This is a genomic window from Salmonella sp. SSDFZ54 (assembly GCF_004010735.1).
Classification (GTDB): Bacteria; Pseudomonadota; Gammaproteobacteria; order Enterobacterales; family Enterobacteriaceae; genus Salmonella; species Salmonella enterica.
Window position 1 is genome coordinate 3,537,639 of sequence record NZ_CP034819.1, and the last position, 17,231, is coordinate 3,554,869.

Here is a 17,231-nt window from a genome sequence, read left to right on the forward strand (position 1 = left end):
GGTTTTGTGTATTTGAGTTTGTTAACATTCTGCTAAATTATCGTGGGTCGCAGGCCCAGGTATGGGAGATATGATGAAGCAGGCATTACGAGTAGCATTTGGTTTTCTGATGCTGTGGGCGGCAGTGCTGCACGCAGAAGTCCGTATCGAGATCACCCAGGGGGTGGACTCGGCGCGACCGATTGGCGTTGTGCCTTTTAAATGGGCCGGGCCGGGCGCTGCGCCTGAAGATATCGGTGGCATCGTGGCGGCAGATTTACGCAATAGCGGTAAATTTAATCCGCTAGACCGGTCCCGACTGCCGCAGCAGCCAGCCACCGCTCAGGAAGTTCAGCCTACCGCATGGTCTGCGCTGGGTATTGATGCCGTCGTCGTTGGACAGGTCACGCCGAATCCGGACGGTTCCTACAATGTTGCTTATCAGCTGGTTGACACTGGCGGCGCGCCGGGTATCGTACTGGCGCAAAACTCTTATAAAGTGAACAAGCAGTGGCTGCGTTATGCAGGTCATACCGCCAGTGACGAAGTCTTTGAAAAACTGACGGGCATTAAGGGCGCGTTCCGTACTCGTATCGCCTATGTGGTACAGACTAATGGCGGTCAGTTCCCGTATGAACTACGTGTGTCGGATTACGATGGCTACAATCAGTTCGTAGTGCACCGTTCTCCGCAGCCGTTGATGTCTCCGGCGTGGTCTCCGGACGGCTCAAAACTGGCTTACGTGACATTTGAAAGCGGTCGCTCCGCGCTGGTTATCCAGACGCTGGCAAACGGCGCAGTGCGTCAGGTTGCGTCCTTCCCGCGTCACAACGGCGCGCCGGCCTTCTCGCCGGATGGGACGAAACTGGCGTTCGCGTTATCGAAAACCGGAAGTCTGAACCTGTACGTCATGGATCTCGCTTCCGGCCAGATTCGTCAGATAACGGACGGGCGTAGCAACAATACGGAGCCGACCTGGTTCCCGGACAGCCAGACTCTGGCCTTTACCTCTGACCAGGCTGGACGTCCGCAAGTGTATAAAATGAACATTAACGGCGGTGCGGCGCAACGTATTACCTGGGAAGGTTCGCAAAACCAGGATGCGGATGTCAGCAGCGACGGTAAATTTATGGTAATGGTAAGCTCAAATAACGGGCAGCAGCACATTGCCAAACAAGATCTGGTGACGGGGGGCGTACAGGTTCTGTCGTCAACGTTCCTGGATGAAACGCCAAGTCTGGCACCTAACGGCACGATGGTAATCTACAGCTCTTCTCAGGGGATGGGATCTGTGCTGAATTTGGTTTCTACAGATGGGCGTTTCAAAGCGCGTCTTCCGGCAACTGATGGTCAGGTGAAATCGCCTGCCTGGTCGCCGTATCTGTGATAATAATTAATTGATTACTAAAGGAATTAAAGAAATGCAACTGAACAAAGTGCTGAAGGGCCTGATGATTGCCCTGCCTGTTATGGCAATCGCGGCATGTTCTTCCAACAAGAACGCCAGCAATGACGGTAGCGAAGGCGGTATGCTGAACGGCGCCGGCACGGGTATGGATTCGAACGGTAGCGGCAATATGTCGTCTGAAGAGCAAGCGCGTCTGCAGATGCAGCAGCTGCAGCAGAACAACATCGTTTACTTCGATCTCGACAAGTACGATATCCGTTCTGACTTCGCGGCAATGCTGGATGCGCACGCTAACTTCCTGCGTAGCAACCCGTCTTACAAAGTCACCGTAGAAGGTCACGCGGACGAACGCGGTACTCCGGAGTACAACATCTCCCTGGGTGAGCGTCGTGCGAACGCTGTTAAGATGTATCTGCAGGGTAAAGGCGTTTCCGCTGACCAGATCTCCATCGTTTCTTACGGTAAAGAAAAACCTGCCGTACTGGGCCACGACGAAGCGGCTTACGCTAAGAACCGTCGCGCTGTACTGGTTTACTAAGAGAATTGCATGAGCAGTAACTTCAGACATCACCTGTTGAGTCTGTCGTTACTGGTTGGCATAGCGGCCCCCTGGGCCGCTTTTGCTCAGGCGCCAATCAGTAGTGTCGGCTCAGGCTCGGTCGAAGACCGCGTCACTCAACTTGAGCGTATCTCTAACGCTCACAGCCAGCTTTTAACCCAACTTCAGCAGCAGCTCTCCGATAATCAGTCTGATATCGATTCTTTGCGCGGCCAAATCCAGGAAAATCAGTATCAACTGAATCAGGTGATGGAGCGCCAGAAGCAAATTATGCTGCAGCTGGGGAGCTTAAATAATGGCGGCGCAGCGCAGCCAGCAGCTGGTGACCAGAGCGTGGCGGCAACCGCTGCGACCTCCGCTCCGGATGCCGGTACGGCAACCTCAGGGGCGCCGGTACAAAGTGGCGATGCGAATACCGATTACAATGCGGCAATTGCGCTGGTGCAGGATAAGTCTCGCCAGGATGATGCGATTGTGGCGTTTCAGAACTTCATCAAGAAATACCCTGATTCTACTTATCAGCCGAACGCCAATTATTGGCTGGGCCAGTTGAATTACAACAAGGGTAAAAAAGATGATGCCGCCTATTATTTCGCCTCGGTAGTAAAAAACTATCCTAAGTCGCCGAAGGCTGCGGACGCGATGTACAAAGTTGGCGTTATCATGCAGGACAAAGGTGATACGGCAAAAGCGAAAGCGGTTTATCAGCAGGTGATTAACAAATATCCTGGCACTGATGGCGCGAAACAGGCGCAGAAGCGTCTTAACGCGATGTAATGCGTACCATGCGACCAGAAAACGCCTTTTTTCTGGTCGCGTCGTGCGATTCCTAAGCAGTTGAGCCCCCTGCGTCGAAATTTTTGTTGCGCTCAAATCTGAAATCAGTAATATATGCCGCCGTTGCCACGGGATATTAAACAACTCGAAAGCAACGCAAAAGTGGGTCGTTAGCTCAGTTGGTAGAGCAGTTGACTTTTAATCAATTGGTCGCAGGTTCGAATCCTGCACGACCCACCAATCGTTCGGTGGAAACGAGAATAAAACGTGAAGGATAACGTTGCTTTAGCAACGGCCCGTAGGGCGAGGCGAAGCCGAGTCATCCTGCACGACCCACCACTAACTTCGGTTAGTCAGTAATATCCAGCGTAGTATCGGGTGATTAGCTCAGCTGGGAGAGCACCTCCCTTACAAGGAGGGGGTCGGCGGTTCGATCCCGTCATCACCCACCACTTGGGTCGTTAGCTCAGTTGGTAGAGCAGTTGACTTTTAATCAATTGGTCGCAGGTTCGAATCCTGCACGACCCACCAATTTAACATCAAACTCAGATGTTGAACGTGAAGGATAACGTTGCGTCAGCAACGGCCCGTAGGGCGAGGCGAAGCCGAGTCATCCTGCACGACCCACCATCTTTAGATGGTCCGAGTAAAATCTTTCAGGCAGCACCCGTATGGGTCGTTAGCTCAGTTGGTAGAGCAGTTGACTTTTAATCAATTGGTCGCAGGTTCGAATCCTGCACGACCCACCAATATACAAGGTGGTAACTGGTAGAGAACGTGAAGGATAACGTTGCTTTAGCAACGGCCCGAAGGGCGAGGCGAAGCCGAGTCATCCTGCACGACCCACCATCCTGAATGATTGAAGCAGTAACCCTTATCCAAGGGGTCGTTAGCTCAGTTGGTAGAGCAGTTGACTTTTAATCAATTGGTCGCAGGTTCGAATCCTGCACGACCCACCAATTTAACATCAAACTCAGATGTTGAGCGTGAAGGATAACGTTGCGTCAGCAACGGCCCGAAGGGCGAGCGAAGCGAGTCATCCTGCACGACCCATCAATGTAAAAGAGGGCGCTGGCGGCGCCTTTTTGCTATCTGCAATATGGAAGATTCGAACCTGCCGCAGGTTCGGGTCTTGCCTGATGCGCTGCGCTTATCAGGCCTACAGACGGCACCGCTCACGTAGGCCAGATAAGACGTTACGCCGCCATCAGATACGGGCTACGTAATTATTGTGACTTTCCTTATTGAATCAGCTATCTTGTTTAGCATATAAAACAAATTAACCGATTGTGGCGTTTATTACGCTTTCATTCGGTTGTTTCGTTAAGTCAGTAAAACGAGAAGCCACGATGAGCGTAATGTTTGACCCACAAGCCGCAATCTACCCGTTCCCGCCGAAACCAACGCCGTTGAACGACGACGAAAAGCAATTTTATCGTGAGAAAATCAAGCGGTTGCTCAAAGAGCGCAATGCCGTCATGGTGGCGCACTACTACACCGATCCGGAAATTCAACAGTTAGCAGAAGAAACCGGCGGCTGTATTTCCGACTCACTGGAAATGGCCCGTTTCGGCGCGAAGCACGCCGCATCCACGTTACTGGTAGCGGGCGTACGGTTTATGGGGGAAACCGCCAAAATCCTCAGCCCGGAAAAGACCATTCTTATGCCTACCCTGGCGGCGGAATGTTCGCTGGATTTAGGCTGCCCAATAGACGAATTTAGCGCTTTTTGTGATGCGCACCCTGACAGAACCGTAGTGGTCTATGCTAACACCTCGGCTGCTGTTAAAGCGCGTGCGGACTGGGTTGTGACCTCCAGTATCGCCGTAGAATTGATTGAGCATCTGGATAGTTTGGGGGAAAAAATTATCTGGGCGCCGGACAGACACCTGGGGAATTACGTGCAAAAACAGACCGGGGCCGATGTACTGTGTTGGCAAGGGGCGTGTATCGTGCATGACGAGTTTAAAACCCAGGCGTTGACCCGTTTAAAAAAAATCTATCCCGATGCCGCTCTTCTGGTTCACCCTGAATCGCCGCAGTCCATTGTCGAAATGGCCGATGCGGTGGGCTCCACCAGTCAGCTTATTAAGGCGGCAGAAACGCTGCCGCACAGACAGCTTATCGTGGCGACCGATCGCGGCATCTTCTACAAAATGCAGCAGGCGGTGCCTGAAAAAGAGCTGCTTGAAGCGCCCACGGCTGGCGAGGGGGCGACCTGCCGTAGCTGCGCGCACTGTCCGTGGATGGCGATGAATGGCCTGAAAGCCATTGCTGAAGGGCTGGAGCAGGGAGGCGCGGCGCATGAAATACAGGTTGATGCGGCGCTACGCGAGGGCGCATTACTGCCCCTCAACCGGATGCTGGATTTTGCGACTACACTTCGGGCGTAAAGACGGAAATCTTTGGGGGGAGAGAATGGATTTTTTTAGTACGCACAACATACTGATTCATATTCCGATTGGCGCTGGCGGGTACGATCTCTCGTGGATCGAAGCGGTAGGAACCATCGCCGGCCTGCTCTGTATTTGGCTTGCCAGTCTGGAGAAGATCAGCAACTACTTTTTTGGACTGGTTAACGTCACCCTGTTTGCGATTATTTTCTTTCAGATCCAGCTTTATGCCAGCCTGTTGCTGCAACTCTTTTTCTTTGCCGCCAATATTTATGGCTGGTATGCGTGGTCGCGGCAAACAAAGGATAATCAAGCCGAGCTTAAAATCCGCTGGCTGCCGTTGCCAAAAGCAATGGCATGGCTGGCGATATGTGTGATAGTTATCGGTTTGATGACGCGATATATCGATCCCGTATTCGCCGTCCTGACGCGCGTGGCCGTCGCCATTATGCAGATGCTGGGGTTACAGGTGACAATGCCTGTACTGCAACCGGACGCTTTCCCGTTCTGGGACTCTTGCATGATGGTGCTGTCTATCGCGGCGATGATTCTGATGACACGCAAATATGTCGAAAACTGGCTCCTGTGGGTGGTAATCAACGTGATCAGTGTGGTGATTTTTGCTTTGCAGGGCGTCTATGCGATGTCGCTGGAATATCTGATCCTGACATTTATCGCCGTGAACGGTAGCCGCCTGTGGATAAACAGCGCGCGGGAGCGAGGATCGCGCGCGCTTTCCCGTTAATGGTGATGAACATGCCCGGACGATGTCTGATTCAGATGACAGTCCGGGCCGTGACACACTTGATACTCCATCTGAATCGTGGCGTGCGCAATATGGTATTCGTGCATCAGGAAATCCTGGATACGTTCCAGCAGCGCATCATGGTCGTGTGGCGGAATGACCTGAGCGTGCAATGTCATGACCGGTTTTTCGCCGACCATCCAAACATGCACATGGTGTACGTTACGGACTTCGGGGATTTCCCGGCTTAAATGGCGCTGTAAGGCATTAATATCCAGCGAAACCGGCGCGCCTTCCAGCAATTCGTTGACGCTATCTTTTAACAAACGCCAGGCGCTGCGTAACACCAGTACCGAAACCAGAATAGAGAGAATCGGGTCCGCTGGCGTCCAGCCCGTCCAGATAATGATCAGCGCGGCGACTATTGCGCCGACGGAACCCAGCAAATCGCCCATCACATGTAGCGCGGCAGCGCGCACGTTCAGGTTTTTTTCATCGCTTCCCCGATGGAGAATCCAGAACGCAAACAGGTTCGCCAGCAGACCCGCAACCGCAATCACCATCATCAGATTGCCCGCCACCGGACGTGGCGTGTAAAAGCGCTCTATCGCTTCCCAGACAATGAGAAGGGTAATGACCACCAACGCAATGGCATTCACAAAAGCCGCCAGTGTGGTGAGTCTTAGCCAGCCAAAAGTGTGGCGAACAGTCGGGGGACGACGGGAAAATTGAACCGCCAGCAGCGCAAAGAGAAGGGCCGCCGCGTCGGTGAGCATATGTCCCGCATCCGCCAACAACGCCAGAGAGCCGGAGAGTATCCCGCCCACCACCTCAAGGAGCATAAATCCGGCAGTGACGATAAAGGCGAAAAGCAGGCGACGAGCATTATTATCTTTCGGCAGGTGTGAATCGGCATGAGAGTGTGAGTGCGCCATAACGTCATTCCTTTGTTATTCTCATCAATACTGTAGACATCATACTGATTTTTCGCTGACAAAATAAAAAGGAGAGCGAAAGCTCTCCCGTTATCAGACTTTTTTCTGCATTACTGTGTGGTACCGTCGGTTTTGGTATTCACGTCATTATTGACGCCATTACCGGTTTCCACTTTTTTATTAATATCCGGGCAGCGACCGTCTTTACACATGGTATTTTTATGCTCTTCATCCTTGGTCATTCCGTCATGATTCATGGTTGAACCGTCTGGATGCTGCATCGTGCTGTTAGTATTGCCGTTGGTATTGATGTCGTTGTTATTCACATCATTCGGCGCTACATTCTGGCGGGCGTCCGGGGCAACCTGACCGGCATTTGCCGCCGAGTTCGCCTGGCCATTACTGGATTGCGCGTTAGATTCAGCAGCTAACGCTGCGCCGCTGGCAAGGCCGAGGGTAGCGGTGAGTAAAAGCGTAGTCAGTTTTGTCATTTTCATAAGATGCTCCTGTTATGGTGGATATGTCGGATAACCTCTTCCAACAGTGCACGTGTCAGTCAAATCCTCAAATAAGGGATAAAAAGCGTTCGCCGCCGCGGGTTAACGCAGCAGAGAATCTTGCAATAATTCATAAACAGAGTGGTTACAGTTAAAAAGTGTAGGTTAGATCCCATTTTTCGCTACATTTGTGCGTTTTTTTCCTGAATTCCAGGATTATTCCGTTCAAAGTGTAAAAGCCCGTTTACACTATTTAATTGAAGAGATAGATTGGAGGGATTGCATTCATTGGGATAAGTACGGCAACACTGGAATAAACATGAATTATCAGAACGACGATTTACGCATTAAAGAAATCAACGAGTTATTACCTCCGGTCGCGCTGCTGGAAAAGTTTCCCGCCACGGAAAATGCAGCAAATACCGTTGCTCACGCGCGCAAAGCTATCCATAAAATTCTCAAAGGCAATGACGATCGTCTGCTGGTGGTGATCGGTCCTTGTTCAATTCATGATCCGGCAGCGGCGAAAGAGTATGCCGCCCGTTTGCTGGCGCTACGTGATGAGCTTCAAGGCGAGCTTGAAATTGTCATGCGCGTCTATTTTGAGAAACCGCGTACCACCGTCGGCTGGAAAGGGCTGATTAACGATCCGCACATGGATAACAGCTTCCAGATTAACGACGGTCTGCGTATTGCGCGCAAACTGCTGCTGGATATTAACGACAGCGGCCTGCCTGCCGCCGGCGAATTCCTCGATATGATCACGCCGCAATATCTGGCCGATCTGATGAGCTGGGGCGCCATTGGCGCGCGGACTACTGAATCCCAGGTTCATCGCGAACTGGCGTCTGGCCTCTCTTGTCCGGTCGGTTTTAAAAATGGTACTGATGGCACGATTAAAGTCGCCATTGACGCCATCAACGCCGCCGGCGCGCCGCATTGCTTCCTCTCCGTCACTAAATGGGGTCATTCGGCGATTGTGAATACCAGCGGCAACGGCGACTGCCATATCATTCTGCGCGGCGGTAAAGCGCCAAACTATAGCGCGCAGCATGTTGCTGAGGTGAAAGAAGGCCTCACCAAAGCGGGACTGACGCCGCAGGTCATGATCGATTTCAGCCATGCCAACTCCTGTAAGCAATTTCAAAAGCAGATGGAGGTTTGCGCCGATGTCTGTCAGCAGATAGCGGGCGGTGAAAAAGCGATTATTGGCGTGATGGTCGAGAGTCATCTGGTAGAAGGAAACCAGAGTCTGGAAAGCGGTCAGCCGCTGACCTACGGTAAAAGCATTACTGACGCCTGTATTGGCTGGGAAGATACCGATGCGCTGCTTCGTCAGTTGTCGGCAGCGGTAAAAGCCCGTCGCGGCTAATCTTCATTACGTCTTAAACCGGCCCGTAAGGCCGGTTTTTTATTTGGAAACCGGTGAGATAGGCCACCGTGTCATTAATCGAAATATAAATAAATATATAACGAAATAATTCGGCGCTATAATTCTCCTCTGATTAATAACGTAGCCCGAACCATGACCTGTCAGGACAAATCACTTTTGGCCCCCGGTTTCGCTTCCACGCCCGTCATTCCGCGCTATCGCCAGATCATACGAAAACGGGCTGTGCTCATGTTAGCTATTGCGCTGGCGATGATGGCTTCACTGATGGTGGATGTAACCTGTGGGTCTTCTGGTTTACCGCTCAGTGCGCTGTGGCAGGCGCTTTTTCAACCGGAAAAGGTGAATGCGGGCATACACGTTATTGTCTGGGATATCCGCTTACCCTATGCCCTGATGGCCCTACTGGTGGGCATGGCGTTAGGGTTAGCGGGCGCTGAAATGCAAACCATTTTAAATAATCCGCTGGCGACGCCGTTTACCCTCGGCGTATCGTCCGCGGCGGCTTTTGGCGCTGCGCTGGCGATTGTGTTGGGGATCGGTATTCCCGGTATTCCTGCCGCCTGGTTTATCCCGGCCAATGCGTTCATCTTTGCGCTGTTATCCGCGTTACTCCTGGACGGTATTACCCGTTGGACAGGCGTCGCCGCATCCGGAGTGGTGTTGTTCGGTATTGCGCTGGTATTCACCTTTAACGCGTTGGTCGCCATTATGCAGTTTGTGGCTGATGAAGATACGCTGCAGGGGCTGGTATTCTGGACGATGGGGAGCCTGGTCCGCGCGTCGTGGGAAAAATTGGGCGTACTGGCCGTGGTGTTTATTGCTGTGCTTTTTTGCGCGTTACGAAGCGCCTGGCAACTCACGGCATTACGTCTGGGCGAAGAGAGGGCGATGAGCTTTGGGATTCATGTCCGCCGTTTACGCCTGCTGTCATTGTTGCGTATCAGCTTGTTATCAGCGCTGGCGGTAGCTTTCGTCGGGCCGATTGGTTTTATTGGTCTCGTTGCGCCGCACATTGCGCGAATACTTTTGGGGGAAGATCACCGTTTCTACCTTCCGGGCAGCGTGCTGATAGGCGGGCTGGTGTTATCGCTGGCCTCTATTGCGGCGAAAAATAGTATTCCGGGCGTCATGGTGCCGGTGGGGATTGTCACCTCGCTGGTCGGGGTTCCGTTCTTTTTAAGCATTGTATTGCGACATCGGGGGAGTCTCTGATGCGCGGGTTAATGCTCCGCTCATTTAGCGCCGGCTATTCCACTCAGCCGGTTATTGCAGATCTCAACGTTCCCTTACTGCCGCGCGGGAAAATTACCATTTTGCTGGGGCCGAACGGCTGTGGTAAATCGACGTTACTACGTTCGCTGGCCGGGCTGAATAACGCCGACGGCGAGGCGCTGCTTGATGGCGAAGATCTCATGTCGTTATCGTTTGCCGAGCGGGCGCAGAAAGTTGTGTTTTTGCCGCAGTCATTACCGCAGGGCGTACATCTGCATGTACTGGAGTCGATTATCGTGGTACTGCGGGCATCAGGCGGCAGAGACAATGCGCAGGGCAGAGCGCAGATACTGGCTATCCTTGAGCAATTGGGCATAACGCATCTGGCGTTGCAGTATCTCGACCAGCTTTCCGGCGGTCAGCGGCAGTTAGTGGGTCTGGCGCAATCGCTGATTCGTCGCCCTGAACTTCTGTTGCTGGATGAGCCGCTCAGCGCGCTGGATTTAAACTATCAGTTTCACGTAATGGATCTCGTGCGTCGGGATACCCAGGCGCAAAATAGGGTGACGATAGTCGTGGCGCATGACATTAATATTGCACTGCGTCATGGTGACCATGTCCTGATGCTAAAAGACGGCAGGCTGGTCGCCAGCGGCGCGCCGGAGACGGTGATTACTGCGGAGCGTCTGGCTGAAGTGTACCGGGTACGAGGACGCGTGGAGCGCTGTTCGCAGGGTAAATTGCAGGTGGTGCTGGACGGCGTGATCGCTGTTTAAGACATATTGCCTGATGGCGCTGCGCTTATCCGGCCTACCCATTGCTCGTAGGCCGGATAAGGCAGTTATACCGCCATCCGGCAAAGGTGATTACTTCGCTTTACCCTGATTCGCCACGGCAGCCGCTTTCGCAGCGATCTCGTCAGCGTTGCCCAGATAGTAATGTTTGATCGGCTTGAAGTTTTCGTCGAACTCATACACCAGCGGCACGCCGGTCGGGATGTTTAACTCAAGGATCTCATCTTCACTCATGTTATCCAGGTATTTCACCAGCGCACGCAATGAGTTACCGTGAGCGGCGATGATCACGCGCTCACCGCTCTTCATACGCGGCAGGATGGTGTCGTTCCAGTAAGGAATAACGCGGTCGATGGTCAGCGCCAGACTTTCGGTCAACGGCAGCTCTTTCTCGCTCAGTTTGGCATAACGTGGATCGTGACCCGGATAACGCTCATCATCTTTGGTCAGTTCCGGCGGCGTCACGGCAAAACCGCGGCGCCACTGCTTAACCTGCTCGTCACCATATTTTTCTGCCGTTTCCGCTTTATTCAGCCCCTGCAACGCGCCATAGTGACGTTCATTGAGTTTCCAGGATTTTTCCACCGGTAGCCACGCCTGATCCAGTTCATCCAGTACGTTCCACAGCGTATGGATAGCGCGTTTCAGTACGGAAGTGTAGGCAAAATCAAAGCTGAAACCTTCTTCTTTTAGCAGTTTACCCGCTGCTTTTGCTTCGCTTACGCCTTTTTCAGACAGGTCAACATCATACCAGCCGGTGAAACGGTTCTCTTTGTTCCATTGACTTTCACCGTGACGTACCAGAACCAGCTTAGTTACAGCCATACTCTCACTCCTATAAATCATATGTAATGATAATAATTCTCATTATATTGCCGCGAGGTGTTGGCGGCAATGCTTACGCATAACCATAGCGAAAATAGTGGCGCAGTGTAAGGTTCTTGTGAACTCAGGGTTGCGATTTTGTCTTTAAGTGGTGGAGGTTTGAGCAGGGCAATGGCGCGTAGGCCCGATAAGCTTGCGTCATCGGGCATGTAGCGGCATATCGTTAGAACGGAATAAACTGATACTCGGTCAGGCTGGCGTACTCCTCGCCAGGGCGAAGGATACAGTCAGGCTGCGGCCATTCAGGATGATTCGGACTGTCCGGCAGCAGTTCGCTTTCCAGCGCCAGCCCTTGCCAGTCGGCATAAGGTTCCGGCCCGCGGGAAGGTGTACCCGCCAGATAATTGCCGGAATAAAACTGCAACGCCGGGGCGGTGGTGTAAACCATCATTTGTAGCTTTCCATCCTGTGACCACAGACGGGCCGCCGGCTTTTTGCCATCACCCTGCGTCTGTAGCAGGAAAGCATGATCGTAGCCTTTAACCTTGCGCTGATCGTCATCGGCGAGAAATTCACTGGCAATGACTTTTGGCATCCGGAAGTCAAACGAGGTATTGGCTACCGATTTTAGCCCCTGGCGTGGAATACCGGATTCATCTACCGGCAGATACTCATCCGCCAGAATTTGCAGCTTATGTTGGCGCACGTCGGTCCGATCGCCGTCCAGATTAAAATAGACGTGGTTGGTCAAATTCACCGGACAGGGTTTATCGACCGTCGCCCGGTAGGTGATGGATATTCTATTGTCATCGGTCAGACGATATTGCGCCGTGGCGCAAAGATGGCCAGGAAAGCCCTGGTCGCCGTCATCAGAGGTGAGCGCGAATAATACCTGGCGATCGTTCTGGTTCACAATTTGCCAGCGGCGCTTGTCAAAGCCTTCCGGTCCGCCGTGTAACTGGTTCTCGCCCTGACTTGGGCTTAACTGTACGGTTTCGCCGGCAAACGTATAGCGGCTATTGGCGATACGGTTCGCGTAACGGCCAATAGAGGCGCCGAGGAATGACGTCTGTTCAGGGTAGTGTTCCGGGCTGGCGCAGCCCAGCAATGCTTCCCGAACGCTGCCGTCAGACAGCGGAATACGGGCGGAAAGAAGAGTGGCTCCCCAGTCCATCAGCGTTACCACCATCCCTGCGCTGTTGCGCAGGGTTAGCAGGCGGTACGGTTGACCATCGGGGGCCAGTGCGGGCGTTTCATTTAGCACTGTCCTGCTCCTTGTGACGGTTTGCATACATAAAAGGTTTCTTTGATTCCGGTTTTCGCTTCGTACTGTTGCGCAACGGCCTGCTGAACAGCGGGAACCAGATCTTCCGGGATCAGCGCGACAACACAGCCGCCGAAGCCGCCGCCGGTCATGCGCACGCCGCCTTGATCGCCGATGGTCGCTTTGACGATGTCTACCAGCGTGTCTATCTGCGGGACGGTAATTTCGAAATCATCGCGCATTGAGGCATGGGACTCCGCCATCAGTTGGCCCATACGTTGCAAATCACCTTTCTCCAGCGTGCTTGCCGCTTCAACGGTGCGCGCATTTTCGCTCAATACATGGCGAACGCGTTTTGCGACTACCGGGTCCAGTTCGCTGGCAACGGCATTGAACGCCTCAAGGCTGACATCGCGCAGGGCCGGCTGCTGGAAGAAACGGGCGCCGGTTTCGCACTGTTCACGGCGGGTATTATACTCGCTGCCCACCAGCGTGCGCTTAAAGTTACTGTTGATGATCACCACTGCGACACCTTTCGGCATGGAAACCGCTTTGGCACCGAGCGTACGGCAATCAATCAGCAGCGCATGATCTTTTTTGCCGAGCGCAGAGATGAGCTGATCCATAATGCCGCAGTTACAGCCGACAAACTGGTTCTCGGCCTCTTGTCCGTTGAGCGCAATTTGCGCGCCGTCCAGCGGCAGGTGATAAAGCTGCTGGAAGACGGTGCCCACCGCCACTTCCAGCGAGGCGGAGGAGCTTAACCCGGCGCCCTGCGGCACATTGCCGCTGATGACCATATCCACGCCGCCAAACGCGTTGTTACGCTGTTGCAGGTGTTTCACTACGCCGCGCACATAGTTAGACCACTGCTGGCTATCGTGGGTCACGATCGGCGCATCCAGTGAAAATTCGTCCACCTGATTGTCGTAATCGGCGGCAATCACCCGTACGGTACGATCGTCGCGCGGCGCACAGCTAATTACGGTCTGGTAATCAATAGCGCAGGGCAGAACAAAACCATCATTGTAATCAGTGTGCTCGCCGATCAGATTGACGCGGCCTGGCGCCTGAATCGTGTGGGTGGCAGGGTAGCCGAAAATTTCAGCAAACAGCGCGCGCGTTTTCTCTTTCAGATTCATTTTTATACTCCGGATTCGCGAAAATGGATGTCGCTGACCGCGCGCAGGCGTTCAGCCGCTTGTTCTGCGGTTAAATCACGCTGGGTTTCCGCCAACATTTCATAGCCGACCATAAATTTACGGACGGTCGCAGAGCGCAGCAGCGGCGGGTAAAAGTGTGCGTGCAACTGCCAGTGTGCGTTTTCTTCACCGTTAAACGGCGCGCCGTGCCAGCCCATTGAGTAGGGGAATGAACACTGAAACAGGTTGTCATAACGACTGGTCAGCTTTTTCAACGCCAGCGCCAGAGAGTCGCGCTGCTCGTCGCTTAAATCGGTAATGCGCAGGACATGCGTTTTGGGTAACAGTAGCGTTTCAAACGGCCACGCCGCCCAGTAAGGCACCACCGCCAGCCAGTGTTCGGTTTCGACCACGGTGCGGCTGCCGTCCGCCAGTTCTCGCTGGACATAATCCACCAGCATTGGCGAGCGCTGCTCGGCGAAGTAGGCTTTTTGTAAACGATCTTCGCGTTCGGCCTCATTCGGCAGGAAGCTGTTGGCCCAGACCTGGCCATGCGGATGCGGGTTCGAACAGCCCATCGCCGCGCCTTTATTTTCAAAGACCTGCACCCACGGATAGGTTTTGCCTAACTCGGCGGTCTGCGTTTGCCAGGTTCTGACGATTTCCGTCAGCGCGGGCAGGCTCAACTCCGGCAGCGTTTTACTGTGATCGGGAGAAAAGCAGATCACGCGGCTGGTGCCGCGCGCGCTCTGACAGCGCATCAGCGGATCGTGGCTGTCCGGCGCATCCGGCGTATCGGCCATCAGCGCCGCGAAATCGTTAGTAAAGACGTAAGTCCCTTTGTAATCGGGATTTTTATCGCCGGTGACACGCGTATTGCCCGCACACAAGAAGCAGTCCGGATCGTGGGCCGGCAGCATTTGCTGAGACGGCGTTTCCTGCGCCCCCTGCCAGGGGCGTTTTGCGCGATGCGGCGAAACCAGAACCCACTGGCCGGTAAGCGGGTTATAACGGCGATGCGGATGATCGATGGGATTAAATGGGGTCATAACAACGTCCTTAATCTGGGTATCCCTGCGGATGGCGTGACTGCCAGTGCCAGGTGTCCTGCGCCATTTCGTCAAGCGTGCGGGTGACGCGCCAGTTCAGCTCGCGATCGGCTTTGCTGGCATCCGCCCAATACGCCGGGAGATCGCCGTCGCGACGCGGCGCGAAGTGGTAATTAATGGGTTTACCGCAGGCTTTACTAAAGGCGTTGACCACATCCAGGACGCTACTGCCGACACCCGCGCCGAGGTTATAAATATGTACGCCGGATTTGTCCGCCAGTTTTTCCATCGCCACGACGTGCCCGTCGGCTAAGTCCATAACGTGAATGTAATCGCGTACGCCGGTGCCATCCTCGGTCGGGTAATCGTTGCCGAAAACGGCGAGCGATTCGCGACGCCCCACGGCGACCTGGGCGATATAGGGCATCAGGTTATTCGGAATACCTTGCGGATCTTCTCCCATGTCGCCCGACGGGTGCGCGCCGACCGGGTTGAAATAACGCAGCAGCGCAATACTCCACTCCGGTTGGGCTTTTTGCAGATCGGTGAGGATCTGTTCTACCATCAATTTACTTTTGCCGTAGGGGCTTTGCGGCGTGCCGGTAGGAAAACTTTCGACGTAAGGGATCTTGGGCTGATCGCCATAAACGGTGGCAGAGGAGCTAAAAATAAGGTTTTTAACGTTGGCCGCACGCATGGCGCTGACCAACCGCAGCGTACCGTTGACGTTGTTGTCATAGTACTCCAGCGGCCTGGCGACCGATTCGCCGACGGCTTTCAGGCCGGCAAAGTGAATCACGGTATCAATCGCGTGATCGTGCAGAATTTCGGTTATAAGCGCTTCGTTGCGAATATCGCCTTCGACAAAGGTCGGGTGCTTACCGCCCAGACGTTCAATAACGGGCAGCACGCTGCGCTTGCTGTTGCAGAGGTTATCGAGGATGACGACGTCATGACCATTTTGCAGCAATTGTACGCAGGTATGACTTCCAATGTAACCGCTACCACCTGTAACCAATACTCTCATAATTCGCTCCGTTAAGCCTATGGTATGGAATAACCATAGCATAACAAAGATGCGAAAAGTGTGACATGTAATAAATTAGTGGAATCGTTTACACACTGGTGATTTTACGCATTTATATCAATTAAATGATTACAAATCATCTGGCTTGAGAATGCTTCTGCTTTTTATCCGAAAAAAAGGCGCGTTACGCGCCTGGGAATTAAACGGACGGGGCAGGAGCTGTCAGTCTTTTTTACGCGAGAGTAGCTTCCTGGCGAGCGCCCCGACAGCGACGACGCCGATGGCGGTCACTTTCCAGAACTTAAGCAGCGCGATACCGAGCATAGCAAGCAGACCTACTTTTTTGGCCGCGATACCGCCAATCAGCGCGGCGAGCCCATACTCCGCTATTTTGTCCGTTGATTCGTTGAAGTCAGCGTAGCGTTGTCCAGCGTTGAACTTGACGGAACTGAGAATTCTTTTCGCCAGAGGGATTTCGTGGTCAACAGAACCTCTGTCGGTCACCAGATTTAAAGAAAAATAGCCTTCACGTCCCAGCAGATAGGTGTTGTAGTTCACGCCTTGTTCATTCAGTGGTTCGTTGGTGCCGATATCCTGGATGGCGGCGGACCAGATCAGACGATGATTGGTTGCATCGTAGGTAGGCTTCTCGATCCAGCCAATAATTTCTATCGGCTCAATGCCTTTTGCAATACGATCTTTATTCGCTTCTTTTGTGCCTTTGCGCAGGTTATCCATTAATTCATCGGCATCCCAGTTTTTTGCATCGTCATCTTTTACATAACCAGAATCATCATATTCGATAGAAATAAATCCATTCATTTCCTTTTTAAATACGAGACCGTAAAAATATTCATCGTCAACATAGTTACCAATTTCACGCATAAATACCGCCGCTTCTTTTGCGGGTATCCAGGTAAATCCTTCCGGCAGATTAAGCGTGGCTTTATCACCTAAACTAATCTTTGTCGGACCCGCAACGGCGGCGCGACTCATGCCTTCAACAGCGACCTCAACGGCGGTTTTACGCGCTTCCTGCGCAGCGGTCGGCTTTTGCTCAGCATAACTGCCGGGGCAAAATAACATGGCTGCCAGTAAAAATAGTATTATTTGTGGAAAACGAAAAGCCATAATGAATCCCTTATATTCACATACGACATCATTGTCGAAAATTTCAGGATTATTATGACAATGAGGCGGTCAGCGATTCAAGAGATAGTAAGCTTATCGAC

Annotated in this window: 16 protein-coding genes and 5 tRNA genes; 13 read left to right on the plus strand and 8 right to left on the minus strand. The window is 53.0% G+C overall.

What is annotated here, in order from left to right:
* The first annotated feature begins 73 nt into the window (after positions 1-73).
* The 10 genes from tolB to pnuC all read left to right on the plus strand — a co-directional run bounded on the left by tolB (position 74) and on the right by pnuC (position 5,861).
* Positions 74-1,366, plus strand: coding sequence for a Tol-Pal system beta propeller repeat protein TolB (gene tolB, locus EOS97_RS17425; RefSeq protein ID WP_001805604.1), 1,293 nt, complete (start codon positions 74-76; stop codon positions 1,364-1,366).
* A 34-nt stretch (positions 1,367-1,400) separates the two neighbouring features.
* Positions 1,401-1,925, plus strand: a complete 525-nt coding sequence (gene pal, locus EOS97_RS17430; protein WP_001176623.1) for a peptidoglycan-associated lipoprotein Pal — start codon at positions 1,401-1,403, stop codon at positions 1,923-1,925.
* 9 nt (positions 1,926-1,934) lie between these two features.
* Entirely contained in the window at positions 1,935-2,723 is a 789-nt protein-coding gene (gene cpoB / locus EOS97_RS17435) for a cell division protein CpoB (protein ID WP_000097554.1), read from the plus strand.
* A gap of 164 nt (positions 2,724-2,887) precedes the next feature.
* Positions 2,888-2,963, plus strand: a tRNA-Lys gene (locus EOS97_RS17440).
* A gap of 136 nt (positions 2,964-3,099) precedes the next feature.
* Positions 3,100-3,175: transfer RNA gene (locus EOS97_RS17445), tRNA-Val, on the plus strand.
* 3 nt (positions 3,176-3,178) lie between these two features.
* Positions 3,179-3,254, plus strand: a tRNA-Lys gene (locus tag EOS97_RS17450).
* A 142-nt stretch (positions 3,255-3,396) separates the two neighbouring features.
* A tRNA-Lys gene (locus tag EOS97_RS17455) sits at positions 3,397-3,472 on the plus strand.
* Between the two features lie 134 nt (positions 3,473-3,606).
* Positions 3,607-3,682, plus strand: a tRNA-Lys gene (locus EOS97_RS17460).
* 390 nt (positions 3,683-4,072) lie between these two features.
* Positions 4,073-5,116 (plus strand): quinolinate synthase NadA, encoded by a 1,044-nt coding sequence (gene nadA, locus EOS97_RS17465; protein WP_000115342.1) that lies wholly within the window; start codon positions 4,073-4,075, stop codon positions 5,114-5,116.
* A 25-nt stretch (positions 5,117-5,141) separates the two neighbouring features.
* Positions 5,142-5,861, plus strand: coding sequence for a nicotinamide riboside transporter PnuC (gene pnuC, locus EOS97_RS17470; RefSeq protein WP_000345373.1), 720 nt, complete (start codon positions 5,142-5,144; stop codon positions 5,859-5,861).
* Here pnuC and zitB read toward each other — a convergent pair.
* Positions 5,858-6,796, minus strand: a complete 939-nt coding sequence (gene zitB, locus EOS97_RS17475; RefSeq protein ID WP_000951251.1) for a CDF family zinc transporter ZitB — start codon at positions 6,794-6,796, stop codon at positions 5,858-5,860. The genes pnuC and zitB overlap by 4 nt on opposite strands.
* 110 nt (positions 6,797-6,906) lie before the next feature.
* Entirely contained in the window at positions 6,907-7,293 is a 387-nt protein-coding gene (locus EOS97_RS17480; protein WP_000784380.1) for a YbgS-like family protein, read from the minus strand.
* 319 nt (positions 7,294-7,612) lie between these two features.
* Between EOS97_RS17480 and aroG the strand changes: the two genes are divergently transcribed.
* The 3 genes from aroG to EOS97_RS17495 all read left to right on the plus strand — a co-directional run bounded on the left by aroG (position 7,613) and on the right by EOS97_RS17495 (position 10,674).
* On the plus strand, positions 7,613-8,665 hold the full coding sequence (aroG, locus tag EOS97_RS17485) for a 3-deoxy-7-phosphoheptulonate synthase AroG (RefSeq protein WP_001109234.1): 1,053 nt from the start codon (positions 7,613-7,615) through the stop codon (positions 8,663-8,665).
* Positions 8,666-8,818: 153 nt separating this feature from the next.
* Positions 8,819-9,898, plus strand: coding sequence for an iron ABC transporter permease (locus EOS97_RS17490; RefSeq protein WP_000128336.1), 1,080 nt, complete (start codon positions 8,819-8,821; stop codon positions 9,896-9,898).
* Positions 9,898-10,674 (plus strand): ABC transporter ATP-binding protein, encoded by a 777-nt coding sequence (locus tag EOS97_RS17495; RefSeq protein WP_001214710.1) that lies wholly within the window; start codon positions 9,898-9,900, stop codon positions 10,672-10,674. The genes EOS97_RS17490 and EOS97_RS17495 overlap by 1 nt, the downstream gene beginning before the upstream one ends.
* Before the next feature lie 90 nt (positions 10,675-10,764).
* Here the strand turns inward: EOS97_RS17495 and gpmA are convergent, their stop codons facing one another.
* From gpmA to EOS97_RS17525, 6 genes are all read right to left on the minus strand, one after another.
* A complete protein-coding gene (gpmA, locus tag EOS97_RS17500) occupies positions 10,765-11,517 on the minus strand; it encodes a 2,3-diphosphoglycerate-dependent phosphoglycerate mutase (protein WP_000301554.1) in 753 nt (250 codons plus the stop codon).
* A gap of 223 nt (positions 11,518-11,740) precedes the next feature.
* Positions 11,741-12,781, minus strand: coding sequence for a galactose-1-epimerase (galM, locus tag EOS97_RS17505; protein ID WP_000931428.1), 1,041 nt, complete (start codon positions 12,779-12,781; stop codon positions 11,741-11,743).
* Positions 12,775-13,923 carry a galactokinase gene (gene galK, locus EOS97_RS17510; protein WP_001049368.1) on the minus strand — a complete coding sequence of 383 codons (1,149 nt, stop codon included), beginning with the start codon at positions 13,921-13,923 and terminating at the stop codon, positions 12,775-12,777. Before galK ends, galM begins: the two co-directional genes overlap by 7 nt.
* A 2-nt stretch (positions 13,924-13,925) precedes the next feature.
* Positions 13,926-14,972, minus strand: a complete 1,047-nt coding sequence (gene galT / locus EOS97_RS17515; RefSeq protein ID WP_000187473.1) for a galactose-1-phosphate uridylyltransferase — start codon at positions 14,970-14,972, stop codon at positions 13,926-13,928.
* 10 nt (positions 14,973-14,982) lie between these two features.
* A complete protein-coding gene (gene galE / locus EOS97_RS17520; RefSeq protein ID WP_001265465.1) occupies positions 14,983-15,999 on the minus strand; it encodes a UDP-glucose 4-epimerase GalE in 1,017 nt (338 codons plus the stop codon).
* Between the two features lie 222 nt (positions 16,000-16,221).
* Positions 16,222-17,130, minus strand: coding sequence for a DUF2167 domain-containing protein (locus EOS97_RS17525; RefSeq protein WP_000885519.1), 909 nt, complete (start codon positions 17,128-17,130; stop codon positions 16,222-16,224).
* Positions 17,131-17,231 lie beyond the last annotated feature (101 nt).